This window comes from Cohnella xylanilytica, from assembly GCF_014212175.1.
Lineage (GTDB): Bacteria > Bacillota > Bacilli > Paenibacillales > Paenibacillaceae > Cohnella > Cohnella xylanilytica.
The window spans coordinates 34,815-60,894 of the sequence record NZ_JACJVR010000068.1 but is presented as its reverse complement, the minus strand read 5'-3'; the positions used below and the strand labels follow the sequence as shown (position 1 = coordinate 60,894).

Annotated in this window: 22 protein-coding genes; 6 read left to right on the top strand and 16 right to left on the bottom strand. The window is 62.8% G+C overall.

What is annotated here, in order from left to right:
* Positions 1-10: 10 nt before the first annotated feature.
* Positions 11-1,057, top strand: a complete 1,047-nt coding sequence (locus tag H7B90_RS17540) for a YlbL family protein (protein ID WP_185137188.1) — start codon at positions 11-13, stop codon at positions 1,055-1,057.
* Positions 1,058-1,530: 473 nt separating this feature from the next.
* On the opposite strand, the gene H7B90_RS17535 is transcribed toward H7B90_RS17540, so the two are convergent.
* Positions 1,531-2,271 (bottom strand): IclR family transcriptional regulator, encoded by a 741-nt coding sequence (locus H7B90_RS17535; protein ID WP_185137187.1) that lies wholly within the window; start codon positions 2,269-2,271, stop codon positions 1,531-1,533.
* Positions 2,272-2,483: 212 nt separating this feature from the next.
* Between H7B90_RS17535 and H7B90_RS17530 the strand changes: the two genes are divergently transcribed.
* Complete coding sequence (locus H7B90_RS17530; protein WP_260411090.1) at positions 2,484-3,707, top strand: alpha/beta hydrolase; 1,224 nt, start codon at positions 2,484-2,486, stop codon at positions 3,705-3,707.
* Positions 3,708-3,789: 82 nt separating this feature from the next.
* Positions 3,790-4,974, top strand: a complete 1,185-nt coding sequence (locus tag H7B90_RS17525; RefSeq protein ID WP_311772749.1) for a Fe-Mn family superoxide dismutase — start codon at positions 3,790-3,792, stop codon at positions 4,972-4,974.
* Between the two features lie 113 nt (positions 4,975-5,087).
* Here the strand turns inward: H7B90_RS17525 and H7B90_RS17520 are convergent, their stop codons facing one another.
* From H7B90_RS17520 to mobA, 9 genes are all read right to left on the bottom strand, one after another.
* On the bottom strand, positions 5,088-6,716 hold the full coding sequence (locus tag H7B90_RS17520) for a sensor domain-containing diguanylate cyclase (RefSeq protein WP_185137185.1): 1,629 nt from the start codon (positions 6,714-6,716) through the stop codon (positions 5,088-5,090).
* Between the two features lie 180 nt (positions 6,717-6,896).
* The gene (locus tag H7B90_RS17515) at positions 6,897-7,661 is read right to left on the bottom strand and encodes an SDR family oxidoreductase (RefSeq protein WP_185137184.1); all 765 of its coding nucleotides are present in this window, start codon (positions 7,659-7,661) and stop codon (positions 6,897-6,899) included.
* A 68-nt stretch (positions 7,662-7,729) separates the two neighbouring features.
* A complete protein-coding gene (locus H7B90_RS17510; RefSeq protein WP_185137183.1) occupies positions 7,730-8,566 on the bottom strand; it encodes a MerR family transcriptional regulator in 837 nt (278 codons plus the stop codon).
* 86 nt (positions 8,567-8,652) lie between these two features.
* Positions 8,653-9,672 (bottom strand): HoxN/HupN/NixA family nickel/cobalt transporter, encoded by a 1,020-nt coding sequence (locus tag H7B90_RS17505; protein WP_185137182.1) that lies wholly within the window; start codon positions 9,670-9,672, stop codon positions 8,653-8,655.
* 233 nt (positions 9,673-9,905) lie between these two features.
* Positions 9,906-10,982, bottom strand: coding sequence for a Gfo/Idh/MocA family protein (locus tag H7B90_RS17500; protein WP_185137181.1), 1,077 nt, complete (start codon positions 10,980-10,982; stop codon positions 9,906-9,908).
* Positions 10,983-11,060: 78 nt separating this feature from the next.
* A complete protein-coding gene (gene pflA, locus H7B90_RS17495) occupies positions 11,061-11,825 on the bottom strand; it encodes a pyruvate formate-lyase-activating protein (protein ID WP_185137217.1) in 765 nt (254 codons plus the stop codon).
* A 165-nt stretch (positions 11,826-11,990) separates the two neighbouring features.
* A complete protein-coding gene (pflB, locus tag H7B90_RS17490) occupies positions 11,991-14,261 on the bottom strand; it encodes a formate C-acetyltransferase (RefSeq protein ID WP_185137180.1) in 2,271 nt (756 codons plus the stop codon).
* Between the two features lie 78 nt (positions 14,262-14,339).
* Positions 14,340-16,949, bottom strand: a complete 2,610-nt coding sequence (gene adhE / locus H7B90_RS17485; RefSeq protein ID WP_185137179.1) for a bifunctional acetaldehyde-CoA/alcohol dehydrogenase — start codon at positions 16,947-16,949, stop codon at positions 14,340-14,342.
* A 169-nt stretch (positions 16,950-17,118) separates the two neighbouring features.
* Positions 17,119-17,781 carry a molybdenum cofactor guanylyltransferase gene (gene mobA, locus H7B90_RS17480; protein ID WP_185137178.1) on the bottom strand — a complete coding sequence of 221 codons (663 nt, stop codon included), beginning with the start codon at positions 17,779-17,781 and terminating at the stop codon, positions 17,119-17,121.
* 254 nt (positions 17,782-18,035) lie between these two features.
* On the opposite strand from mobA, the gene H7B90_RS17475 reads away from it, so the two are divergent.
* Both H7B90_RS17475 and H7B90_RS17470 read left to right on the top strand, forming a co-directional pair.
* Positions 18,036-18,779: a Crp/Fnr family transcriptional regulator gene (locus H7B90_RS17475; RefSeq protein ID WP_185137177.1), complete on the top strand. Its 744-nt coding sequence runs from the start codon at positions 18,036-18,038 to the stop codon at positions 18,777-18,779.
* A 288-nt stretch (positions 18,780-19,067) separates the two neighbouring features.
* Positions 19,068-19,856, top strand: coding sequence for a GNAT family N-acetyltransferase (locus H7B90_RS17470; protein ID WP_446483096.1), 789 nt, complete (start codon positions 19,068-19,070; stop codon positions 19,854-19,856).
* A gap of 2 nt (positions 19,857-19,858) precedes the next feature.
* Here the strand turns inward: H7B90_RS17470 and H7B90_RS17465 are convergent, their stop codons facing one another.
* From H7B90_RS17465 to H7B90_RS17445, 5 genes are all read right to left on the bottom strand, one after another.
* A complete protein-coding gene (locus H7B90_RS17465) occupies positions 19,859-20,395 on the bottom strand; it encodes a hypothetical protein (RefSeq protein WP_185137176.1) in 537 nt (178 codons plus the stop codon).
* A gap of 90 nt (positions 20,396-20,485) precedes the next feature.
* Positions 20,486-21,709, bottom strand: coding sequence for an MFS transporter (locus tag H7B90_RS17460; protein WP_185137175.1), 1,224 nt, complete (start codon positions 21,707-21,709; stop codon positions 20,486-20,488).
* Positions 21,710-21,727: 18 nt separating this feature from the next.
* Positions 21,728-22,573 carry a carbohydrate ABC transporter permease gene (locus H7B90_RS17455; protein WP_185137174.1) on the bottom strand — a complete coding sequence of 282 codons (846 nt, stop codon included), beginning with the start codon at positions 22,571-22,573 and terminating at the stop codon, positions 21,728-21,730.
* Between the two features lie 14 nt (positions 22,574-22,587).
* Positions 22,588-23,490 carry a carbohydrate ABC transporter permease gene (locus H7B90_RS17450; protein ID WP_185137173.1) on the bottom strand — a complete coding sequence of 301 codons (903 nt, stop codon included), beginning with the start codon at positions 23,488-23,490 and terminating at the stop codon, positions 22,588-22,590.
* A gap of 72 nt (positions 23,491-23,562) precedes the next feature.
* Entirely contained in the window at positions 23,563-24,966 is a 1,404-nt protein-coding gene (locus H7B90_RS17445; protein WP_185137172.1) for an ABC transporter substrate-binding protein, read from the bottom strand.
* A 258-nt stretch (positions 24,967-25,224) separates the two neighbouring features.
* On the opposite strand from H7B90_RS17445, the gene H7B90_RS17440 reads away from it, so the two are divergent.
* Complete coding sequence (locus H7B90_RS17440; protein ID WP_185137171.1) at positions 25,225-25,797, top strand: hypothetical protein; 573 nt, start codon at positions 25,225-25,227, stop codon at positions 25,795-25,797.
* Positions 25,798-25,846: 49 nt separating this feature from the next.
* On the opposite strand, the gene H7B90_RS17435 is transcribed toward H7B90_RS17440, so the two are convergent.
* The gene (locus H7B90_RS17435; RefSeq protein WP_185137170.1) at positions 25,847-26,065 is read right to left on the bottom strand and encodes a hypothetical protein; all 219 of its coding nucleotides are present in this window, start codon (positions 26,063-26,065) and stop codon (positions 25,847-25,849) included.
* Positions 26,066-26,080 lie beyond the last annotated feature (15 nt).

Genomic DNA, 26,080 nt, shown 5'->3' with positions numbered 1-26,080 from the left:
TGAAGCCCGAATGGCTGCAAGAAGACATTGGTTAAGACGCAACTGGACAGCCATTGTAGGGGCCGTCGTCGCCGTCCTGATCGTCGTCGCCTATTACTGGAGCTGGCCTTACGTCATCTCGGGGCCGGGATCGGCGGAGCCCGTCCACCCTCGCGTGGAGACCGGCCACAAGCTGGAGGAGAAGGGCGCTTTTTTATTTACGACCGTATCGACCCGGTCGAGGCCGAACGTATTCGATCTGCTGTACGCTCGGCTGAACCCGCGAATGGATATCAGCACGCAGGAGAAGGCGACCGGAGGAACGGTCAATCTCGGCGCTTATCGGAACCTGCTCTCTTGGATGCGGGACAGCTCGGAGGCCGGCGCGCTTATGGCGGCCTACGGGGCTTTGAAGCGCGAGATCAAAGTCGAGGAGCAGGGAGTTATCGTCCGCGCCTTCTCGGAAGGCACGAAGGCGCGCGAGCACGGCTTGCAAGAAGGGGACATCATTACATCCATAGACGGCAAATCCGCCTTGAAGGCGGAGGAATTCGCCGCCATCCTGGCGGAGAAGAAGCCGGGAGACGTCGTGAAGCTGGGCGGGACGCGCGGCGGCAAGCCGTTCGAGGTATCCGTGCCGCTGATCAAGATGGAATCGACCGGCAAGGCCGGCGTCGGCTTTTACCGGGACGCCGTGCTGAAGGTGACGGCGCCGGATCCGGTCAAGTTCGACTTCAACGACACGGGCGGCCCGTCGGCGGGGCTGATGATGACGCTGGAGATCGTGGCGCAGCTGACCGGCGAGGATCTGACCCGCGGCTACCGTATCGCGGGCACCGGCACGATCGCCGCCGACGGCTCGGTCGGCCAGATCGGCGGCATCCAGTACAAGCTGATGGCGGCCGACCGGGAGAAGGCGGACTACTTCCTCGTGCCGTACGTCAAGTCCGGCAACTACAGCAACTGGAACGACGCCCAGGCGACGGTCAACCGGCTGAAGCTGAAGCCGAAGCTCGTGAAGGTCTCGTCGCTGCAGGACGCGCTGGATTTCCTTCGGGAGCTGGAGCCGAAGAAGTAACGATAAGAAGCCCGCGTACCGAGAGGGGGATTCCCTCTCGTACGCGGGCTTCTTTCCGGCTGCTGCATCGCTTCCCGTCCTATGTACCTCAGCCGCGGAGTCAAATTCGCTCGTTTTGCCGCTTTTCCGCCAAAGTGCGTAACTTGGTTACTCTCTTCCGCACGCAGAGACGCATTCCCGCCACATGTGAGTAACCACGTTCCTCTCTTTCGCGCCCGACGCCGGATCTCCGCCGATGTGAGTAATCTGGTTACTCTCTTCCGCACGCAGAGACGCATTCCCGCCCATGTGAGTAACCACGTTCCTCTCTTTCGCGCCCGACGCCGGATCTCCGCCGATGTGAGTAATCTGGTTACTCTCTTCCGCCCGCACAGACGCATTATCCGGCAGCCAAGCGGCCACGTTACGCGGCAGGAGCGAGCGATCCGCCGGATGCAGGCTAATCTGCGCCAAGGCCGGGGGCATCCGCCCGCTCAGCCGAGCAGCGTGCCCATTCGCTTCGCGGCGCCGATGATCGCGGGAGCGCGCTCCTGCATGACGTCCGGCGTCAGCCGGTTCGACGGCCCGGACACCGACAGCGCCGCGTACAGCTTGCCCGACCGGTCGAAGATCGGGGCGGAGATGGCCGCGGCTCCCGGCTCGCGCTCCTCGTAGCTGGTGGCGTAGCCCGCGGCCACGATCTCCCGCAGCTGCTCCTCGTACGCCTCCTTGTCCAGGAAGGCCGGCCAGGAAGGGTCGGACAGCAGCGCGTCCCGCACGCTTGGCTCCTCGAACGCGAGCAGAACCTTGCTCGACGCTCCCACCGTCAGCGGAAGCCTCGCCCCGACGGGGGCGACGCGGCGAATCGCCTGCTCGCTCTGCACCGCCTGGATGCGCACCCGGTCCTTCCGGTCGCGCACGTACAGGCTGATCGTCTCGCCCAGCTGATCCCGCAGCCGCTCCATCTCCCCGAGCAGCACGACGGCCGGGTCGTCGGCCCGCGCATAGGCGGACAGCTCCAGAATACGCAGGCCGAGCCTGTACTTCTCCGTCGCTTCGTCGCGAACGACGAAGCCCCGCTGCTCGAGCGTCGCCAAGAGACGGTGCACCGTGCTCTTGTGCAGCCCCACCCGCTGGGAGATCTCCGTCAGCCCCCAGTCGCTCCCCGTCGTGAAGCAGAGCAGCACGTCCAACGCTCTCTCGACCGCCCGAATCGTTCGCTTCTCGTCTTCCATTTTCCGCCCTCCATTCGTTTCACTCTGTGAAACATCGGTACACTCAGTATAACTCAACGGGGAATCCGAGTAAATGCTGGAAGGCCCTTATTACAGTTCGATTACGGCGCCTTTACAATTCGACAAGGCATGTTGACGCTTCCAAAATCCGATTCTACCATGAAATTATCAGATCATTAGAATAATGAGAGACGGAATCGGAGGCGGACCCCATGAGCGCGACGACCTTATCCCCCTATCCCTTGGATTCCATGCCCGTGCCCGCCCTGCCGGGAGGGGCGCTGGGGCTTCCGATCGAGGAAGCGAGACGCAGAGGACGCTGGATTGTCCTCGCGTTGACGTCCGTCGTCTGCCTGGCCGTGTTCGTCGTGATCGCCTTCTACGCCCTCGTCTGCTGGGCGCTGGTCCATCCCCCCGTCGGGAAGCTGCAATCCAATCCGATGGAGGCGCGGGGGTTGGCTTATAAGGACGTAACCTTCCTCAGCGCGGACGGCCGCTCCGAGGTGAACGGCTGGTGGATCCCCGCGCCGGCGCCTGACGGCCCCGCGCCCGAAGGAACCGCGACGTTGGCCGCCGCCCTGCCGAAGACCGCCTCCGATCCCGCGGCCGCTTCCGCGACAGTGCCCGTATCCGATAACGTTGCAGCCGCATCAACCGCCGCTATGGCATCCCAGCCTGCTTCTGACGATTCCGCCGCCGCAGCCTCGAACCTCTTCAGCGGGAGAACCGTCATTCTCAGCCACGGCTACGGAACGAATCGGGAGGAGAGCTGGGTCCCGATGTACGACATCGCCGCCCTGCTGCACGGCCTCGACTACAACGTCCTCATGTTCGATTACGGCTATGCCGATTCCCGCAACCGCGCCCCCGCCACCGGCGGCGTGTACGAATCCGGGCAGCTTCTCGGAGCGCTGAAGTTCGCCCGCGAGCAAGGCAGCCGGGAGGTCGTCGTCTGGGGCTTCTCGATGGGAGCCGGCACGGCTCTCCAGGCGGCCCTGAGAACCGACCTGATCGACGGCATGATTCTCGACAGCGCCTTTATTCCCGACGCCGATTCGATCTATTCCAACATCCGCCGCTACGCTTCCTTGCCGAAGCGGCTCTCGCTCGAACTGATCCGCGCGATCGTCCCGATGTTCGCCGGCACCCGGCTGGAGCAGATCCCGTCGGCGGAAGCCCAATCGACGGCGTTCGCGTTCCCGGTGCTCGTCATCCACGGTTCGGCGGACGACAAGGCTCCCGCGAGCATCTCCGAGAACGTGGCGGCCGCCCAGACGAACCCGCTGTCGGAGCTCTGGTCCGTACCGGACGCCATGCACGAGATGATCTTCCGGACGCATCCCGAAGAGTACGTGCGGCGCACCACCGGCTTCCTGCAGGCGATCAGCGAGAACGTCGAGGCCCGGCAGGACGCGTCTTCGACGATAACCGCCTAACCGTCGAATAGGCCAACTTCCTCCCGGCATAAACGTGGGATACGGTCGCTGCTCCATGGAACCGCAGGAAGGAGGATGCCGAATCGGATGGACCTATGAATCGACCCGGGCATCGCTAGGATGGCCGGAGGAGCTTGTCTTCTGGAAAATGTGCGAAAAAGAGAAAACCGCCGCGATCCGCGAGCGGATTCCCGACCTGGAAGAGCCGTTCGCGGCTCTGCTCGAGGAATGGAGCCGGGCGTTCGCCCGGACGCTGGAGCAAGCCCGGACGGCTCTTCGCGAGGCGATCTCCGATACGCCTTCGGAACCGGGCCGCGAGGCTCGCGTACCGGAGCTGGCGGCCGAAGCATCGCTCCAATCCAGGGAGTTCATCCACCATCTTCAGGCGTTGAAGGAACACAGCGCGGCGGTCCGGAGAAGGCCGGGCGCGGCCGGCCTGCTGGAGCAGGCATGCCGGGAGTCCGCCTACTTCCTGGGAGTCGCGGACGATCTTCGGCGCGCCGGCGCCCGCATGGCGGCCGAATCGGGCGCGGACTCCGGGAGCGCGGGCCCTTCCCCGGCGGATGGCGCCGGCCTCTCCCCGCTCTCTCCCGAGGGAACCTGGTCGGAGCCCTTGGCGGCGGGCGCCGAAGCGGCTTCCGTCCCGATCGGAGGCCACCGGCTCCCGCCGCTTCCGTATGCCTGCGATGCGCTCGAGCCTCATATCGACGAGACGACGATGCGGCTCCATCACGACGAGCATCACAAGAGCTACGTCGACGGCTTGAACCAGGCCGAGCTCAAGCTGGAGGAAGCCCGCCGGACCGGGGATTTCGGACTGGCGAAGCATTGGGAGCGAGAGCTTGCCTTCCACGGCGCCGGCCACTATCTGCATTCGCTGTTCTGGGAATCGATGCATCCGGAGGGCGGGGGACGGCCAAGCGGCGCGCTGGCCCGGCGGATCGACCGGGACTTCGGAAGCTTCGACGCGTTCCGGAAGCAATTCTCCGAAGCGGCGGGGAAGGTCGAAGGAAGCGGCTGGGCCATCCTCGTCTGGAGCCCGCGCGGCCGCCGGCTCGAGATTCTGACCGCCGAGAAGCATCAGAACCTGTCGCAGTGGGATGTCGTCCCCCTGCTGCCGCTCGACGTGTGGGAGCACGCGTACTATTTGAAGCACCGCAACCGGCGGGCGGACTACGTGCGGGACTGGTGGAATGTCGTCCATTGGCCGCGCGCGGCGGAGCGCTTCGCCCGGGCGCAGTCGCTGCGATGGCCGGCGTACGGATGAAGCAGACGCTGACGCCGGCGGCCTCGGCGTCCCTCGCGCGCTCTCCGCTTCCGCCGAGAGCGCCAAGAAGCCCTGCGCGAGCTTGAGCTCGCGGCAGGGCTTCCTTTTTTGGGTCAGATCGAGTAGCTTCCGCCGCCCTCGGCCTTCAGAGCGACCGCCCGGGGACGATAGACGACGGTCCGGTTGCGGCCGCTCTCCTTCGCCTGGTACAGCGCGTCGTCCGCTTGCTTGAACAACGATTCCGCGTCTCCCGCCCGGAGCGGGAACGTCGAGATGCCGAGCGACAGCGTCATCGCCTTCCCGGTCGGACTGATCGCGCTCTCCGTGCGCATCCGGATTCTCTCCGCCAGTTCATAAGCCTGCTGTTCCGACGCGTAAGGCATCAGAATCGCGAATTCCTCTCCGCCGTACCGGCAGCAATAATCGGAATCGCGCTTCTCCGCCCGCATGAGATCGGCCAGGAACCTCAGCACCTCGTCGCCCTTCTGATGGCCGTACGTGTCGTTGACGCTCTTGAACCGGTCCAGATCGAGCATGATGACGGAGAACGGAACGCCTTGGCCGACCCACTGCTCCACGATCGCATCCATGAGCCTCCGGTTCGTAAGCCCCGTCAGCGTGTCGGTATGCGCCTGGTTCGAGAAATCCTCCGCCCGCTTGTTCAGCATCCGGAACGCTCCGGACACGGCTCTGTACAATTCGTTGGCTTCGTAGTTCCAATGCTTGACCTCCGGAATCGCTTCGGCGGAAGCCTCGCCCCGATTCAGCTTCGCCGCGATCATGGCGAGCCGGTTCAAGGGAGCGGCCAGCCGGTTCGCGATCAGGACGACGAGCAGCAGGAGCAGGATCATCAACGGCGCCGAGATCAGGGCCATTCGCCAGACGACCTCGCCCACGCTCGACTCCACGTTCGCGGCCGGCGTCTGGGAGATAATCCCCCATCCGACGGCCGGAACGACCGAGAAGCCCGCGAGGAAGCGCATTCCCAAGGTGTTGCGGATCGGCATCTCGCCGCCTTGGCCCTTCATGATGGACGCGACGGCCGGGTTGGAGGAGACGTTCTCCCCGATCCGGTTCTTGTCCGGGTGGAAGATCAAGTTGCCCGCAGCGTCGACGACGTAATAAAAGGAGCCGTTCTCGTTGACCCCCTGTTGGCCGAGCACCCTCTGGAACACGTTCTGCTCCTGCAGATAGATCGAGCCCGCGAGGAACCCCGCGTATTCTCCCGAACGATAGACCGGGTAGCTCGCCATCACGATCATTCTTCCGGTTACGGCCCTATACGGGGCGGAGATGAGCGGCTTCTTCAGCTCCAGAGCCTGCCTGGTCTGCGCCGAGGTGAGCTTCTTCCCTTTGACGTTGAGCGCTTCGGGAGAGGTGGACATCACGACCCCCGACTTGTCCACCAGCACGACGGAGTTAAAGTACGGAACCGATTTTCTCAGAAAATCGATATGTTCCTGGATCGTCCGGGAATCCCACGATCCCTCGGCCAGATGCTCCGACGCGGCCTTGAGCGTGTCCTGCATGTTCAGAATGATCGTCTGGGTCGTCCGGCTCAATTCGTTCGCGGTAATCCGGTTCAATTCCAGCGTGTTGTTCGTGAGAGACTTCTTCTGGGTCTCGTAACCGACGATCGTATTCAGCGCGAACGTCGCGGCCACCGAGAAAAAAACGACGACGAATATAATAAGGGAAAGCTTGTACCCCTTCCGCCTTCCCGCGAAACTTGCGGCAAACATGGGAAATGCGCTCCTGCCTCTCTAGCTGCCATGGTTAGACAAAATAATTGGTATCTTCCACGTATTCTACCACAGGATGAAGCCGCGCCATAGACGAATTCGCCTTCGCGAAAGGTTCCCTCCCCATGCCGAAAAGGCTCTCCCCCGTTCAACCGGAGAAGAGCCCCTTCGATCGTTCCCTTACAAGTGCGAGCCGCCCGTCGCGTCCACCATCTGCCCCGTCACCCACCGGCCGTCCCCGGAGGCGAGGAACGCCGCGACGTCCGCGATATCCTCCGGCTGGCCGACCCGGCCGAGCGCGGACATCTCTTCGGCGTGCCTGCGGCCCTCGTCGGTGTGAAGCCAGGAGGCGTTCACGTCGGTATCGACGATCCCCGGCAGCACGGCGTTGACGGTGATGCCCCTCGGTCCCAGCAGCTGCGCCAGGTGAAGCGTGAACGTGTTGAGAGCGCCTTTGGTCAAGTTATAGGCCATGATGTGCGGATAGGCGATCCGGGTAACCCCGGACGAGACGTTGACGATCCGCCCTCCGTCCCGAAGGAACGGCAGCAGCCTCTGCACGAGGAAAAACGGGGCCTTGACGTTCACGGCCATCAGCTCGTCGAAATCCTTCTCGGTCGTCTCCTCGAACGAGTGCGAGGTCCCGATTCCGGCGTTGTTCACCAGAATGTCGAACCGCTCGTCCCCCGTCTCCCGGATGAGACGTTCCCGGAACGAATCCGCCAGGAGGTTCACGCCGTCCAGCGTGCCGAGCGGGGCTTCGATCGCGACCGCCTTCCCTCCGCGCTCCTCGATCTCGCGGACCGTCTCCTCCGCCGCGTCCCTGCGGCTGCCGTAATGAACGAAGACGAGAGCTCCTTCCTCCGCCAGCCGGATCGCGATTCCCCGGCCGATCCCCCGGCTCCCGCCCGTCACCAACGCCGTCTTGCCTTCCAATCTTGCCATATTCCTTCACTCCTCTGTCCGATGTATCCCCACCTTACACCCTCCCCTTGAGGGGAGAGTCAAGAGGGTTACAGCGGCAGAAGAGGAATGAGCAGCTCGGCCGTCCGCCGATTGCCGTACATCTGCCGGTCGGGGGTGAGATAGAGTTCCCGGATCGGCTCCGATCCGGCGACTCTCTCTCCCCGATCCGCGATCCAGGAGATCAGCTCCGAGAGAGCGGAGCAGGAGGAGGCATACGGGTCGCAGCGATGGACGCAGGAGGCGGCGCGCGGAATTCCCGGCAGCAGGCCGACCTTCACCCGGCCGTCTCCCTGCGGCTCCGCCGCTATAGGCACGGCGACCTCGATGTCGACGAGTTCTTCGCCTTCTTCCTCCGTCGTTCCATGAACGGCATGCTGGACGATAATCATCGCCCCATGAGGCCCCTCCCCGCTCGACTCCGCGTACCGGGACACTTCGTCGAGGAGCAGGCAGAGGCGCGAACGGGGGACGACGTCCCGGACGGAGGCGACCCGCTCGGGAGGCACTTCCCGGATGCGGAACTCGTATTCCCCCGAGACCTCGCCCTGCCGGTCGAGATAACGGAGCCGGCCCTCGATTCCCTGCAGCTGCCGCTCCGCCTCGCGAATTTGCCGCTCCATCTCGGCCCGCTTGGCCAGCAGCGCGGCCTTCACGTCCTCCGCCGCGGCCTCCTCGCGCAGGAACGGGGCGATCTGCTCCAGCGTGAACCCCTGCTCCTTCAGAGCCGCAATCCGTTTGACGGTCAACAGCTGCTCGGGCGAATAATAGCGGTACCCGCTCTCCTCGTCGACCTTCGCCGGTCTGAGCAGCCCAAGCTCGTCGTAGAACCTCAGCGTCTTGACGGTCACCCGGCTCAGCCGGGAGAATTCGCCGATTCGAAGCATGTCCTGCACACATCCCCTTCGTCGCGTTCTTCCCTCTATCATGAACAATCGTTCGAGAAAAGGGAAGAGTCAAGCGCGCGCGGCGACTAGGCGGTAAACCGCTTCTGAGGCTTCAGGCCCTTCCAGACCAGCATCGAGACGACCCACGCGAGCAGGAACAGCAGCACGAGCCCGTACCCGAGAGCTCCGAAGCCGAGCCCTTCGATCCAGCGGAAGAAGGCGGCCCGAAGCCGGAATTGCTCCGCGAGCACCTGGATCAATTCGACCGTTCCGATCAGCAGCGCCGCGGCGACCGAGACGGCCGTTACCGCCGCGTTGTACCGCAGCTTGCGGATCGGATCGGAGAACGCCCATCGGTACGCGTTCGTCATGAACATGCCGTCCGCCGTATCCATGAGGCTCATGCCCGCGGCGAACAGGATCGGCAAGGACAGGATGCCGAGGACGGAGACCGAATGCTGGGCCGCTCCGGCGGACATGGCCAGGAGGCCGATCTCCGTCGCGGTGTCGAAGCCGAGGCCGAACAGGAAGCCGAGCGGATAGACGTGCCAGCTTCGCCCGACGAAGCGGAGCAGCGGCTTCGTCAGCTTCGACAGCCACCCTCCGTGAGCGTGCTCCCCGCCTATCTCTTCCGCCCGGATGTCCCCTCTTCTCAGCTTGCGCATCGTTCGCAGCATGCCGATCAGGACGAACAGGTTCATCGCGCCGATGAAGACGAGGAAGACGCCGGACACGGACGCTCCCACGACCCCGCCGACCCGCTCGAACAGGGGCATGTTGGACTGGATTCCATGCACCGAGAACGCGATCGCGACGACGAGCAGGAAGACGACCGACGAATGGCCGAGGGAGAAGTAGAAGCCGACGCCCATCGGGCTTCGCTTCTGCTCCAGCAGCTTGCGCACCGTGTTGTCGATCGCGGCGATATGATCGGCGTCGAAGGCATGGCGCAGGCCGAGAGAGTACGCGAGCAGCCCCATGCTGAGCATGGCCGGCTCGCTTCTCCAGGCGAGGAAGAGGCCGGCGAACCCGGCGGCGTGCAGCAGCGCGACGAACCCGAAGTACCCCATCCAGGAGCGGCGTACGGCCCACCCTTTATTCCACATAACATCTCTCCTCCGTTAGCAGGATATCGCTCCGAGTTCAGGCGGCCGCGACGATTATGTCATAAATCGTAACATGGATCGGCTGTTATGGGGAGTGTTTTTGTAGAAGAGGGATGTCGGGATAGGGGAACAGTCGCTTGCTCCACAGCTCATGTGACGTTTCGTACCGCGTACGAGCGGACGAAAAAGCCGCCTCCCGAAGGAAGCGGCTCTCGTTGTCTAGCCTGCTCGTCTTACAGACTCCAGTCCAGCTTCACTTCGCCGCCGGTACGGGAGGATTCGTAGATCGCGTCGATGATCAGGTTGCTGCGCAGCCCGGTCTCCGCCGACGTCCACGGGGTCTTGCCTTCGCGGATGCATCCCAGGAAGTGGCGGCTGAGGCGAACGCGGGAGCCCTCGTCGTCCTCCGGCGCGATCAGCGGAACGTCGACCGTGCGGTCGAACCGCTCCGTCAGGAACTTGCCTTCGTTGCCGCGCAGGAAGGCGCCGCCTTCGGAGCCCATCAGATGCACGAACGGAGCGCTGTCCGTGTCCATATGGACCGCCCAGCTCACTTCCAGCGTCAGCGAAGCGCCGTTCTCCATCTTGATGATCGCCGTGGCCAGGTCCTCGACGTCGTACGTGCCGTTCCAGTTCGGCTTGCCCCAAGTGCCGATCCCCTTCTTGCGCGGACCGAATTCGGCGTAAGTCGAACCGTAGACGGATACCGGCTTCGGCTCGCCCATCAGGTGGAAGGCGAGGTCGAGCATGTGCACGCCGATGTCGATCAGCGGGCCGCCGCCGGATTCGGCGTGCTGCGTGAACCAGGTGCCCCAGCCGGGAATGCCCTTGCGGCGGTACCAGCCGGTCTTGGCCGTGTAGATATGGCCGAGCTCGCCGCGGTCGATCTGGTCCTTGACCTGCAGAGGCAGCCAATCCCAGCGCATCTGGTGCGCGACCATAACCGTCTTGCCGTAGCGCTTCTGGGCGCGGACGATGTCCTTCGCCGCCGCGGCGTCGAGGCCCATCGGCTTCTCCAGAAGCACGTGCTTGCCGTTCTCCAGCGCCAGGATGGACAGCGGGGCGTGGGCTTTGTTCGGGACGGCGACGATGACCGCGTCGATGTCGTCGCGCGCGATAAGCGCTTCCGGAGACGGCGAGACGTTGGCGATGCCGTATTGCTGCGCCCGCTGTTCCGCCAGCGGCAGATAAACGTCCGTAATGGCGACGATCTCGCACTCGCCGGCCAGCTTGCCGAATTCTTGCAGATGCACGTTGCCGATATTGCCCGCGCCGATCAGGCCGATGCGGATTTTGTCAGATGCAGCCATGTAATGGGAACCCTCCGTTACGATGAAGTGAAGAGGCCGGCCCTTCCTTCAGCGCGGCCCTGTATTGTTCATCTTACTTCAAGTATCCCCGTCAAAACGATGTTCGATTTGGCTGTTTTTATATCCCGCATGGTCATCCTTGGCCGCGGCCCGCGCCGCTTCCACGATCTCCCTCGCCCGCTTCATCTCCTTCTCTCCCGGCGTTCCGATTCCTTCGAGAGGATAGTCCCGGCCGAGCTCGATCCATTTGTACACGCCCATCCGGTGATACGGCAGCAGCTCGAGCTTGCGGACGTTGCCGAGCCGGCCGACGAAGCGTCCGAGCGCCGAGAGATCCTCGCAGTCGTCGGTGATGCCGGGGACGACGACGCGGCGGATCCAGGCCGGCGTCCCCCGCTCCGCCAGCCAGCGGGCGAACGCGAGAATGCGGTCGTTGGGCTGGCTCGTCAGCGCGATATGCCGCTCCCGGTCCATCAGCTTCAAGTCGAGCAGCACGAGATCGGTGACGGCGATCAGCTCCTCCGCGTGGCGCGGATCGCAGAAGCCCGACGAATCGAGAGCGGTGTGCAGGCCCCAGCGCCGCTTGCATTCCGCGAACAGCCTCGCGACGAAGGGAGCCTGCAGCGTCGGCTCTCCTCCCGTCACGGTAATGCCGCCGCCCGAGCGCGAATAATACGGAACGTAAGGCTCGATCTCCGCCAGCACCTCGTCTACGCTCATTCCCCGGCCCCCGTCCGGGCTCCACGTGTCCGGGTTATGGCAGTACCCGCATTGCAGGGCGCAGCCCTGCAGGAACAGAACGAAGCGGATGCCGGGGCCGTCTACGGTGCCGAACGTCTCCATCGAGTGAATGCGGCCTAACGCTCGCACGGCCTTCACGCTCCTTCCGAATCCTTCCTATCATTCTCTTCCCGGACTCCCGGTTCTTCCCGGCAGGCATGCCGGGCAAGGGGGCGACCGGCTCGGGCCTTGCCTGACGCGCCCCCCTCCCGCGCGGCGTCCCAGCGGTCAGATGCTGCCGTGGAACGTCCGGTTAATGACGTCGAGCTGCTGCTCGCGCGTCAGCTTGATGAAGTTGACCGCGTAGCCCGACACGCGGATCGTCAGCTGCGGGTACCGCTCCGGATGCTCCATCGCGTCCAGCAGCCGCTCGCGGTCGAACACGTTGACGTTCAGATGGTGCCCGCCGCTGACCGAATAGCCGTCCAGCATCGAGACGAGGTTGTCGATTCTCGCGGCGTCCTCCCGTCCGAGCGCCTTCGGCACGATCGAGAACGTGTTCGAGATGCCGTCCTGGCAGCTTGCGTACGGGATCTTCGCTACCGAGCCGAGCGACGCGAGCGCGCCCTTCCGGTCGCGTCCGTGCATCGGGTTCGCGCCCGGGGCGAACGGCTCGCCCGCCTTGCGCCCGTCCGGCGTGCTGCCCGTCTTCTTGCCGTACACGACGTTCGACGTGATCGTCAGCACCGACAGCGTCGGGATCGAATCGCGGTACGTCTTGTGCTTGCGCAGCTTGGCCATGAATGCCTCGGCCAGCTCGACCGCGATCCGGTCGACGCGCTCGTCGTTGTTGCCGTATTGGGGATAGTCCCCCTCGATCTCGAAGTCGACGGCGATCCCCTTCTCGTTGCGGACCGGCTTCACCTTCGCGTACCGGATCGCGCTCAGGCTGTCGGCGACGACGGACAAGCCGGCGATGCCGGTCGCCATCGTGCGGACGATGTCGCGGTCGTGCAAGGCCATCTCGATCCGCTCGTAGCAGTATTTGTCATGCATGTAATGGATGACGTTCAGCGTGTTGATATACAGCTCCGCCAGCCACTCGAGCACCGCGTCGTACTTCTCGCGCACTTCGGCGTAATCGAGAACGCCGCCCGCGATCGGGGCCGTCTTCGGGCCGACCTGGACGCCGAGCTTCTCGTCGACGCCGCCGTTGATCGCGTACAAGAGCGCCTTCGCCAGGTTGGCCCGGGCGCCGAAGAACTGCATCTGCTTGCCGATCCGCATGGCGGACACGCAGCAGGCGATGCCGTAGTCGTCCCCGAACAGCGGCCGCATCAGCTCGTCGTTCTCGTACTGGATCGAGCTCGTCTCGATCGACACCCGCGCGCAGTAGCGCTTGAACGGCTCCGGCAGCAGCTCGGACCAGAGCACCGTGAGGTTCGGCTCGGGCGCGGGGCCGAGGTTGTAGAGGGTGTGCAGGAACCGGAACGAGTTGCGCGTCACGCGCGTCCGACCGTCCAGGCCCATGCCTCCGATCGATTCGGTGACCCAGGTCGGGTCTCCGCTGAACAGCTCGTTGTAGTCCGGGGTCCGGAGGAACTTGACGAGCCGAAGCTTCATGACGAAGTGATCGACCAGCTCCTGCGCCTCGGTCTCCGTCAGCGTCCCTTCCGCGATGTCCCGTTCGATATAAATATCGAGGAAGCTGGAGACGCGGCCGAGGCTCATCGCCGCCCCGTTCTGCTCCTTGATCGCCGCCAGGTAGGCGAAGTACAGCCATTGGAACGCCTCGCGCGCGTCGGCGGCCGGACGGGAGACGTCGAAGCCGTAGGAAGCGGCCATCGCGGCCAGCTCCCCGAGGCTGCGGATCTGCTCGGACAGCTCCTCCCGAAGCCGGATGACGTCCTCGGTCATCGCTCCCGCTTCGAGTTCGAGCAGCTCCTTCTTTTTCTCCGCGACCAGCCGGTCTACCCCGTACAAGGCGACCCGGCGGTAGTCGCCGATGATGCGCCCTCTTCCGTACGCGTCCGGCAGCCCCGTGATGATGCCGGCCTTCCGCGCCGTTCTCATCTCCGTCGTATAAGCGTCGAACACGCCTTGGTTATGCGTCTTGCGAATGTCCGCGAACAGCCGCTCGATCTCGGCGGGAAGCTTGTAGCCGTACGCCTCGCAAGCGTCGACGACCATCCGGATGCCTCCGAACGGCTGCACCGAGCGCTTCAGGGGAGCGTCGGTCTGCAGGCCGACGACGGTCTCCTTCTCCTTGTCGATGTACCCCGGCGCATGGGACGTGATCGTGGACACCGTGTTCACGTCGACGTCGAGCACGCCGCCGTTCTCGCGCTCCTTCCGCATCAGCTCCAGCACCCGCTCCCACAGCTCCCGCGTATTATCCGTCGGCGGCGCCAGGAACCTCTCGTCCCCTTCGTAAGGCGTCACGTTCGACGCGATAAAACCCGCCACGTCCACGCGGTCCCGCCAAGGCCCTCCCGCGAACTTCCGCCAGGGGTTGTCCTCGGACAGCCGCCGCCGCACTTCGTCTTCCAGCTTCGCCATGATCGAAGCACCTCCCGAATAGGATCGGCGAAGGAGGCCCTCCCGCCCGCCGGGCCGGCCTCGTCTTCCGCCGCTTGCTCAGAACCTGCCGTAGAAAGCGTTGCGATACACGTCCGCGAGCTCCGTCACGAGCGGCATCTTCGGATTGGCGGTCGTGCACTGGTCCTCGAACGCCCGGTCGGCCAGCCCGTCGACGCGCGCCTCGAAGTCGGCCGGATCGAAGCCGAGATCCGCGAACTTCTCGGGGATGCCGAGCGACGCGTTCAGCTTCCGGATGGCGGTGATCAGGCTGCCGACGCCCTCCTCCGTCGTCTTCGCCGGCAGACCCAGCATGCGGGCGATCTCGGCGTAGCGCAGATCCGCGATGAAGTGCCCGTACTTCGGGAACGAAGCGAACTTGGTCGGCTTCAACGCGTTGTACTTGATGACGTGCGGCATCAGAATCGCGTTCGTCCGGCCGTGCGCGGTATGATACTGGCCGCCCCACTTGTGCGCGAGGCTGTGGTTGATCCCGAGAAAAGCGTTCGCGAACGCCATGCCGGCGATCGTCGAGGCGTTGTGCATCTTCTCCCGGGCGAGCGGATCGGCCGTATGGAACGACTTCTCGAGGTTGTCGAACACGAGACGGATCGCCTGCAAGGCCAAGCCGTCCGTGTAGTCGTTCGCCATGACCGACACGTAAGCCTCGATGGCGTGCGTCAGCACGTCCATCCCGGTGTCCGCGACCGCCGTCTTCGGCAGGCTGTAGACGAATTCCGGGTCGATGATGGCGACGTCCGGCGTCAGCTCGTAATCGGCGAGCGGGTATTTGGTGTTGCCCTTGTTCTTGTCGGTGATGACCGCGAACGACGTCACCTCCGAGCCCGTCCCCGACGTCGTCGGGATGGCCACGAACTTCGCCTTGCGGCCGAGCCGCGGGTACTTGTAGACGCGCTTGCGGATGTCCAGGAACTTCTGCTTAAGCGAATCGAAGCTGGTGTCCGGGTATTCGTAGAACAACCACATCGCCTTCGCCGCGTCCATCGGCGATCCGCCGCCGAGAGCGATAATGCAGTCCGGCTGAAATGCCGCCATGAGCGCGCGCCCCTTCTCGACGGTGTCGGTCGACGGGTCGGGCTCCACGTCGGAGAACACTTCGAGGTACACCGGCGTCTTCCGCTTGCGCAGGTAGTATTCAAGCTTCTCGACGCAGCCGAGCTTGACCATCGTCGCGTCGGTGACGATCATGACGCGCGAGATATCCGGCATTTTCTCCAGATACTGCGTCGCGCCCCGCTCGAAGTACACTTTCGGCGGCACCTTGAACCACTGCATGTTGACCGTCCGCCGGGCGACCCGCTTGACGTTGATCAGGTTGACCGCGGTTACGTTCGCCGTCGTCGAGTTGTGGCCGTAGGAGCCGCAGCCGAGCGTCAGCGACGGCAGGTTCGTGTTGTAGATGTCGCCGATGGCGCCGTGCGTCGACGGGGCGTTGACGATGACCCGGCCCGTCTGCAGCTTGGCGGCGAACGCCGAGACGACCGCTTCGTCGCGCGAATGGATGACCGACGAGTGGCCCATGCCGCCGTAGGCGACGACTTCGGCGGCCCGCTCGATGCCTTGCGCGGCCGTCTTGACCTTGTAGCACGCGAGCACCGGGCTCAGCTTCTCCGCGGACAGCGGGTAGGCGTCGCCCACCCCTTGGAGCTCGGCGACGAGAATCTTCGTATCCGCCGGCACCGCGAGTCCCGCCATCTCGGCGATCTTGACGGCCGGCTGGCCGACGATGACCGCGTTGACGGCGCACTTCTCGGGGTTGATGACGAGCTTGGAGACGGCTTCGGTCTCCTCCTTGTTCAGGAAGTAGCAGCCGTTGTCCTTCATCAGCTTCTTCACTTGCTCGTAGATGGGCTCCTCGACGATGACCGCCTGCTCGGAAGCGCAGATCATGCCGTTGTCGAACGTCTTGGACAGGATCAGGTCCGTGACCGCCTGCTGGACGTCGGCCGTCTTCTCGATCAGGCACGGCACGTTGCCGGGGCCGACGCCGAGCGCCGGCTTCCCGGTGCTGTAGGCGGCCTTCACCATCGCGGACCCGCCGGTCGCCAGCACGAGCGCGACGCCGGGATGGTTCATGAGCAGCTGCGTCGCTTCGACGGACGGATGCTCGATCCACTGGATCGCGTCCTCCGGAGCGCCGGCCTTCGCCGCCGCTTCCCGCAGCGTCCTCGCGGCTTCCGAGCTGGAGCGCTGGGCCGACGGATGGAACGCGAAGACGATCGGGTTGCGCGTCTTGGCGGCGATGAGCGACTTGAACATCGTCGTGGACGTCGGATTCGTCACGGGCGTGACGCCGGCGATGACGCCGACCGGCTCCGCCACCTGCTGGTAGCTCTCGTAGGGATTGTCCTCGATGACGCCGACCGTCTTGTCGTATTTGATGCTGTGGTAGATGTATTCCGTGGCGAACAGGTTCTTCGTGATTTTATCCTCGTACACGCCTCTTCCCGTCTCCTCGACCGCCAGCTTGGCCAGCTCCATGTGCCTCTCCAGCCCCGCGAGCGCCATCGCCTGCACGATGGAGTCCACCTGCTCCTGGCTCAGCTTCAGGTACGCTTCCTGGGCCTTCTTCGCCCTGGCGACGAGCTTCTCCACTTCCTCCGCCGCGTTCGGCGGCGTCTGCTTGATCGGACTTTCTTTGACAGCCATCTGGTTCTCTCCCTCCGAGTTCTCTAGATTTGGTCGGCAGCCGCTTTGCGAATCCAATCGAATCGTGCATCCCCGGCGGAGCGAGCGCGACGGCGTCGTCCGAACCGTTGCCTTAAGCGTACGCTTCCCGCGGCGGGCCAACTATGAACTCCGTCACAAGCGACGCGGCTTACCTTTGAGAATGTTGTGTCAATGCCATCCGCCGTCTCCCGCTTCCGCTTCCGCTTTCACTTTCGCTTTCGCTTTCGCTTCCGATCCGCGACATGAATCCGAAGCCGATGCCGAGCTGCGCGCACTCTCCCTCGGTCAGTTCCTCCCAGGCCAGGCAGGCCGGCAGCGTCGAGAGCGAAGTCTCCCCGGATTCCGCCAGGGCGGCGATCCGGGGGGCGCAGCGGCAGTCGTACACCCCGTGCAGCGGATGGGGGCCGTTCCCGTCGGAAGGCCACACGGCGTCCACCCCGGAGACCAGCTTCCGCAGCATCGCCTTGGCGGCCGCGGGCGACGGATCGGGCATGTCGCAGCCGACGATCCAGGCATACGGCCGCTGGGCCAAGGACAAGCCGGCCGCCATGCCGGCGAGCGGGCCTCCGCCGGGACGGTAGTCCGACACGATCCGCACCGGCGGGCTGACGCATCGCAAGTAGGAACGCGGGGAATCCGTGACGATCACGATCTCGTCGCAGATCTGCCCGAGCAGGCGCACCTGCCGTTCGATCAGCGTCTCCCCGTTCATGGGCGCCAACGACTTCATGTCGCCGAGGATGGACCGCTTCGCGCCCCCGGCCAGAATGATCCCGCTCAGCATCTCCGCCCGCTCCCTCTCCTCCGCCATCCGAACCTTCCGCTACCGCTCAACTCGATCGCCTCCTTATCTCCCGATACCGGGCTTCTCCAAGGCTGGCCCTTCGGCCTTTCCACTCCCATTTAACCTCGCGGGAGGCTCCCGGTCAGTGATATAGATCATCATCGGGAGTTCCCCGGGCAAAATCAGGGAATTCCCCCCGCCAGATTCAGTTAATCCCCTCATAACCCCGAGCGTTCCGATGATCTACAATAAAAGCATCAAGCCAAAGGAGCGTGCCCCGAATGAACACGACCTCCCCGACTCAAGCGCCGAGACTTCCGATCCCGAACGACGCCCTGGAAGGAAGCGCCCGGTTCTTCTCCGCCGACAGCTTCGCCAAGCTGCAAGGGATCATGTACCGCCGAACGATCGAGAAGGGCTCCGTGCTGTTCTGGGAAGGGGACCCCGCCGACAAGCTTATCTTCGTCCGCCGGGGACGGGTGCGCATCACGAAGACCTCCGACAACGGCAGGCCGATCACGCTGTACCTGCTTCAGCGAGGCGATATGTACGGGCAGCCGGACCCGTTCGAGAACGCGGAGCACTCGTTCAACGCGGAAGTGCTGGAGGACGGGGAGATCGGCGTCATGCAGATGGCCGACCTCGAGGTCCTGCTATGGCAGCATGGAGACCTGGCGATCGAGTTCATGAAGTGGATGGGGCTTATGCACCGGATGACGCAGACGAAGTTCCGGGACCTGATGCTGTACGGCAAGTCCGGGGCGCTCTGTTCGCTGCTGATCCGGCTGTGCAATTCGAACGGAACGCCGGATAAGGAAGGCACGCTGATCTCGCTCAAGATCAACCATACGGAGATGGCGGACATGATCGGGGCGACGCGGGAGTGCGTCAACCGGATGCTGTCCGAGATGCGCAAGGAGAACGTGGTCGCGGTCCGCGACGGGCACATTATCGTGAAGGACATCGACTATTTGCGCGGGGTGTGCCGGTGCGAGAATTGCCCGAAGGAGATTTGCCGGATGTGAGGTTGCGGGAAAAGAATAGGAGAATCCCCGGCTCCGCGATTTGGAGCCGGGGATTTTTTTCGTTGCGGGGCAGGCGCGCGCTCGGCAAGACGGTTTTTTCCGCTTGTTGCGGTCGGTTCGCCGGTCGGCTGCCCCAACAAGACGGATTTTTCCGCTTGTTGCGGAGATGGATGAGACTTGCGAGCCGTACTCGCAGGGGATCTGCGAGAAATGAGGCTGTGCGCTAGATGGATGGGCGCCCTCGCCGCTGGAAAGGAGTTTTTTATTCGCCGTATTGTATGTTTATTAATCCTATCGCGAAAAGGAGAGATAGCCCTTGCCACACACTCCCGCGCTGCCGAACGGATCGAGGAGCTGACGCTGAACGCTTGGCCCGCTCTTCGGCATGTCCACGTGGACGGTTGGCTTGTCAGGCTGTCCGAAGGATACACGAAGCGCTCCAATTCCGTGCAGGCCCTAAGGGAAATCCCCGACCCCTCGGATATTCAAGACCGGATCGCCGCCTGCGAACGGGTCTATGCCGAAGCCGGTTTGCCGACGATTTTCAAACTAACGCCGTTCTCCCGCCCCGCCTCGCTGGATTCGGTTCTGGAGCAGCTGGGGTACGCCGTCGTCGAGCCTTCGCACGTGCTCGTGCGGTCGCTCGCCAGACTGCCGCCGTCCTCCTGGCCTGGAGAAGCGACCGGACGCTCGGCGGCGACGGACGAGTGGCTCGAGCATGTAGCCGCCTGGAACAGCTACTCCGACAAGAACCTGGCGACGGCGCGCAAGCTGCTGGCGGAACCGTATCCCTCGAAGCGATTCTTCGCCTTATACCGGGGCGGGGAGGCGGTCGCTTGCGGAATGGGCGCCGTCGAACGCGGGTACGTCGGCCTCTATGATATCGTCACGAACCCGGATTGCCGCAACCAAGGAGTCGGAGAGCAGCTCCTGCTTCACATCCTGAATTGGGCCCGGACGTCAGGCGCCCATTCCGCCTATCTCCAGGTCGTGCGGAAGAACGCTCCGGCCAACCGGCTCTATGCGAAGCTCGGCTTCGAACCTCTCTATTCGTACTGGTATCGCGTGCAAACCTAAGCCTAAGGGATAAGATGGAAAATCCTGATTTGAGTAACGATCCCGTTCTCTACCTCGAAGACGATGCGGTTGGACTCGCGTCCATCCTCCGCTTCGTAAGCCCCGTTCATGGGAAGCGATCTGCCGTCATTGGCGAGCCGGATGCCGGGATTAGCTTTGTCCATTTGTCTAACGGAACTGCCGATCCGCACGCCTCGGGAAGTCGGGTATTTAGCCGTCGAGACGACCATCGTCATAATCCAGAACGTATCTCCATCGTCCTCCGGCGAGAACAGCTCCATCTCGAGTCCCTCATACCTTACCTTTTTGAGCTTTGAGCCGGTAAACCCGTCTCCTCTCAGGTGCTCTACGGTTTCCGTAATCGGTTGGCCGAGAATCCCCGCCAGGTCCGCCGCGCCAATCGATTCTCTTAGGGTCAGACTCTTATCCTCTGCCTGTATCGCAAAGTCATTCGCCCCAGGTACGAAGACGGAATCCCGCGGTGCCGAGCAACTAACGAACAAGAAGAGGAAAAGCGGTATCAGGACCAAGCGGCTCATCATTCGACCCTCGACTTTTTTAAGGATATTAATTCCATCCACCCGATTGCAGCATGATCCCCTTCCGCAAAGAAGACTCCCTCTCCCGGTTCACGATCCGACCGGGGAGGGAGCCTCTGGCGACGCTTGAACGGGATAGGAGCCTTGCAGCGCTCGCATGGCCTTGCTCTGGACCAGCGGAATGACGAGCATGCAGGCGATGGTGATCCCCACGATCGTGACGAACCCTACGCCCTGCAGCCGCGTCAGCGACATCGTCATCGCCAGCAGCGCGCACCGGGTGGCGATGAGGATGCACTCCCGCCAGACGAGGAACGACGCCTGCGAAGCCGCGCCGGCAAACTCGATATAGCGGAACTGCTGCGCGTTCCAGACGGTCGAGAAGTAGAACATGCCGATCGTCGTGAGGACGTTGGAGACGATCAGCGCGGCCGGCTCCTGGAGCAAGGCGATCAGGAAGCCCGCGGCGAGCAGGCCGTTGCCGAGCCACAGCCAGCGCATCTCGCCCGAGCGGAAGCGGCGGTACAGCCACAGGCCGAGCAGGGAGCTCAGCGTGTACGCGACGTTCAGCAGAGCGATCAGCAGCTTGTTCTGCGTGACCGAGAACGTGAACAGCAGCGCGAACAGGTTCTGGAACTGCATGAACACGCCGGCCGCCATCAACGACAGGACGATCCAGCGCGCCCCGGGACGCCCGAACGCCAGCCTCGCGCCGAACTGGCCGAAGCGCCTCGCCTCCGCCGGGTCCTCCGGCTTCCGAAGCCGGATCCTCGGCATACGCGCCGAGACAACGAGCATCAGCGCCAGGAAGGCAAGCATGAGAGCAAACGAACCGCCGTACCCGAATCCGTCGATGACCTTGGCGGACGCGATGGGAACGGCGATGGAGACGACTTGAACGATGATATGGACGGCGGCGAAGTACGGAGCGAACTCGCTCCCCCTGCCCTGCAGCGCGACTCCGAGGTTCTGCGCGGCTTGGGCGAGCCCGAACATGGCGCCGACCGGAAGGCCGAGGAGAACGATCCATAGCGTTCGGTTGTCCAGGTGCGACGTCATCAGGTAGAAGAAAGCGGCTCCCCCGCACAGAGCCGACAAGCACAGCGGCAGGCGGATCGAGAACCGGGTCAGCAGCTTGGCCGCCGCCGCGAACGCAGCGCCCCAGCTGACGAACATCGCCATATTATAAAGCGATACGTCTGCGATGCGTTGATTTTCCTGCCAAATATACAGATTGACGAAAATTCCGATGTACACGGTCACGACGGACGTGATCGCGTTCATGACGAGCAGCTTCCGTATCTCCGCCGACATGGCGTCCGATTCACCCTCTTATTTGACCGCGCCCGCCGTAATGCCGCTCGCGATCTTGCGCTGGAACACGATGTAGATGACGAGAACCGGCACGATGGTCATGAGCAGAGCCGCGAACAGCGGTCCCCACTCGGTCCGGTATTGCATCTCCGCCTGCATGACGCCGATCTCCACGGGAAGAGTATAATGCTTCGGGTCGTTGATGAGAATGGTGCCCACGATATATTCGTTCCAGATGTTGAGCACGTTGACGATGCCGACGGTGATGAGGCCCGGCTGCGACAGCGGCAGCATGACGCGGAAGAACGTTCCGTAATGGGACGCCCCGTCGATGATCGACGCCTCCTCGAGCTCCTTCGGCAGCGACTTGAAGAAGCCGACCAGCACGAAGATGCCGAAGGCGAGAACGCTCGACGCGTAGACGAAGACGAGGCCGATCGTCGTGTTGATCAAGCCCAGCGAGTTCATCAGGAAAAAAAGCGGGATCAAAGCCAAGATGAACGGAACCATCATGGAAGAGATGTAGAGCAGGTAGAGCGCTCCGCTTCCCCTGAATTTGTAGCGGGCCAGCACGTACGCCGTCATCGCCGACAGCAGCAGCCCGAGCAGCGTGGAGCCGCCCGTGACGACGATCGAGTTGATAAAATACCGGTCGAAGTTGTACTTGCTCCAGACATACGAGAAGTTGGACCAGATGAGCGGAACCTCCGGCAGCGCCCACGGCGCGTTGAAGAAGAACTGCTCGTTGTCCTTCAACGCGTCCAGCAGCGTCCACAGCAGCGGATACAAGACGGAGAAGCCCCAGATGACGAGGATGGCGTAGAAAATGATTTTGACGACCGGATTCTTGATGCCCGAATGCATCCCGTTGTCCTCCTTTAGCTAAGCTCGACGGTCTCGTGGCGCAGCAGCCGCTGCATGACGACCGTCGTTATGAGTGAGAGCCCCAGGATCAGCACGCCGATCGCGGCCGCGAAGCCGAAGTGGTATTGCCGGAACGCCATCTGGTACAAGTAGGAGCCCATGACCTGGGTGGAATTGTCGGGCCCGCCCTCCGTCATGATCCAGACGATGACGAACGAGCCGTTCAGCGTCGTCATCATGATGTTGATGATCGAGACCTTCATCTGCTCCCAGACGAGCGGAACGGTGATGCTCCGGAATTGACGCCATTGCCCGGCGCCTTCCAGCTCGGCCGCCTCGTAGAAGGAGTCCGGGATATTCTGGATAGCCGCGATAATCAGAATCATATAGAAGCCGATGCCCGCCCACACGGCCGGAGGCAGCAGCATCCAGATCGTATGCGAAGTGAAGCCGAGCCAGGCGATGTCCACCTTCTCCTCGGTGAACAGCGACAGGAAGGCGTTAAGGAAGCCGATCTGCGGGTTGTAGATGAAGTTCCACAGCACGCCGATGACGACGACCGAGATGACGTTCGGGATGAAGAAGATCGACCGGAAGAAGCCGGCCAGCTTGAATTTGAAGCGCGTCAGCGCGACGGCGAAGAAGGTCGCGATGATCATGATGCCGACGATCTTGCCGACCACGAGGAAGTAGTCGTTGCCGATGGCGCGAAGGACGATCGGGTCCTTGAACATGTCCTTGAAGTTGCCCAGCCCGATGAACGTCTTGTGCTCGGACATGCCGGACCAGTCGAACAGCGAATAATACAAGGCCTGGACGACCGGGTAGATCGTGAAGATACAGAAAAAAACGAACGTAGGGATAATGAACGTGCCGATGAACAAGTTGCGCTGCCGCTTTTCCGATACCGGCTTCATTCGGCCCCTCCTTCCTGTCTGGTCCATTCGCGGAGGGAGACCGAGAGCGCTCGCCCCCGGTCTTCCGTCCTCTTACTGCTTCACCTTGGCGACGACGTCCGTCACGCGCTTGACCCACTCTTCCGGAGTGATCTTGCTGATGGTCAGGGCGTCGGTCGCGTCCTGCATCGCCTTGTCGACGTCGGCGTTGAACGTGATCGTCGGGATGACGATCGTGTTCGGGTCAGTCAAGTACTTGGCTGCGTCCTTGACGAAGTTCGGCGCGTTGGAGCTGCTGATGTCGCCCTTGATGTTGGAAGGAGCGCCGCTCAGCTCGGCCCATTGCGATGCTTGAGCCTTGGAGAAGATGAACTGCAGGAACGCCTTGGCCGCTTCCTTGTTCTTCGCCTTCTTCGCGACCGCTACCGTGGCGGTCGACGTGTTGGCGACGACCTTGCCGCCGGCCTTCTGCGTGATCGAAGGGATGAAGCCGAAGTCGAAGCCTTGCGGCACGTCCTTCGCCATCTCGTTCGGCAGCCACAGGCCGTTCGGAATGAACGCGTCCTTGTTCTGCAGGAACAGCATTTGCGAGTCGGTGTGGTTGATCTGGATGGAGGCCTTGTCGATGAAGCCTTTGTCGCGCAACGCCACGATCTGGTTCAGGGCGGCGAGGACGGCCGGGCTCTTATAAGCTTCGATGTCGTTTGTGGCCATTTTCTGCAAGATCGTGTAGTCGTCGTTGTTGTTCGATACGATCGCCGGGTACAGGAACGCGCCGTTGATGTAGTACGGGTATTTGCCGGTATGAATGAACGGGGTGATGCCGTCCGCCTTGATCTTGTCGCTCACCTGCATGAACTCGTCGAAGTTGGCCGGTTCCGTCCAGCCCTTGTCCTTGAACAGCGCCTTATTCCAGAAAATTCCCCATGAGTTCAGGACGAGCGGGATGTTGTAGATTTTGCCGTCGTATTGCTGCGGGGCTTGGGCCAGGATGTCCAGAATCTTGTCGCCGTCGACGTTCTTCGCGTCCTTCAGCCAGTCGGTCAGGTCTTCGAGCTGGCCGTCTTCGACCATCTGGCGGTCGTTCAGGTTGGGGCCGTCGATGTAGACGAAGTCGGGCGGATTGCCGCCGATCCAGCGCGGCTTGTTCTGGTCGTTGATCTTCGGGCCGCCGGCTTCGATGACGTTCAGGTCCGGGTTCGCGGCTTTGAAGTCCGCGATGACCTTCTTCCACCACTTGTCGCCGTAGCCTCCGACGAAGTATTGGATCTCGAAGTCGCCGGTCAGCTTCGTGCCGCCGCCGTCGGATTCGGACCCGGACGCGCTGGGGCTTGCGCTCGGGCTCGCCGAATCGCTCGGAGTCGCGCTCTCGCTCGGAGACGCAGACGGCGACGCCGCGCCGTTCGAGTCGTTGCCGCCCTTGCCGCAGGCCGCGAGGGACGTCAAGGCTACCACCGCGGCGAGGCCGAGAGCCGCCGCTTTCTTGTTCACTGCCATAACTGCAAAACCCTCCCCGTGTATGTTGGTCGCGCGCTGCTTGCTCGATTGCTTGCGCCTGTAACCATCATAGAAGGGAGGGCTCCGCGTCTCTATCGAATATCTTCCAAACAATCTTTAGTATTTTCTTTTTGGTGCGGGGGTCCTCGCGCTTGTTCCTCTGCCTGCGCGCCATACGCTGTTGACAACAGACGGCTGCTCCCATAATGTAATCCGTAACCAGATTCGGAAATAATCATCCCGCGAACCGGAGGGCTTATGAGATCGAACATTGCGAGTATCCTGAAGCTCGCTATCGGCATTTTGATTTTTATTGGCGTGTGCGCGTTCCTGTTCCTTTACTTCTACAAGTTCCCGAAAGAGGTGAGCGTCGTTCGCAAAGCCGTCATCATGATCGGAGACTCTCCCGCTTCGGGCACCCCGACTACGATCCGGATCGACGGCACCTTGTACAGACCTTTGTATCGGCAGCATAGGTTCGTAGGCGATTTCGTCATTGATGCCCTCGAGGTTACGAAATGGTCGCAGGTCGATATGAAAACCGTCAAAATAAACAACGGGATCGGAATGGGGGCCATGTTCTATTCCCGAATGAATCCGAAAGCTGAAACGGCTCATTTTGGTTGGAACTATTTCGATGAGAATTTCGAGAAGATCAACATATGGTCCACGACGAAAATGAAGACGGATAACCCTGCAAACGGAAATGAAGCCGGGGATATCTACGATTCCATGTTTATTGCGACCGGGGACGATTTGGAGCAGGCCATTGAGATGCAACGAGCGTTGAGAGAGCGATTTAAAGACGATTCGTTCGCTCCGAGAAGGTGAGGCGGCTCCAAGCCGGATCGAGCTAACAGTAGGGGCATTGGGGGCCCGCTCACCGATGCAGGGCTTCCCGCAGGAACCGCCCCGTGTGCGAGGCGGCGACGGCCGCGACGGCCTCCGGGGTTCCCTCGGCGACGACCCGGCCGCCGAAGCTGCCCGCGCCGGGCCCCATGTCGATCACATGATCGGCCGCCCGCATCATCTCCACGTCGTGCTCGATGACGAGCACCGTATTGCCCATGTCTCGCAGCTGCTTCAGTACCTGGATCAATCCCGCTCGCCCAAT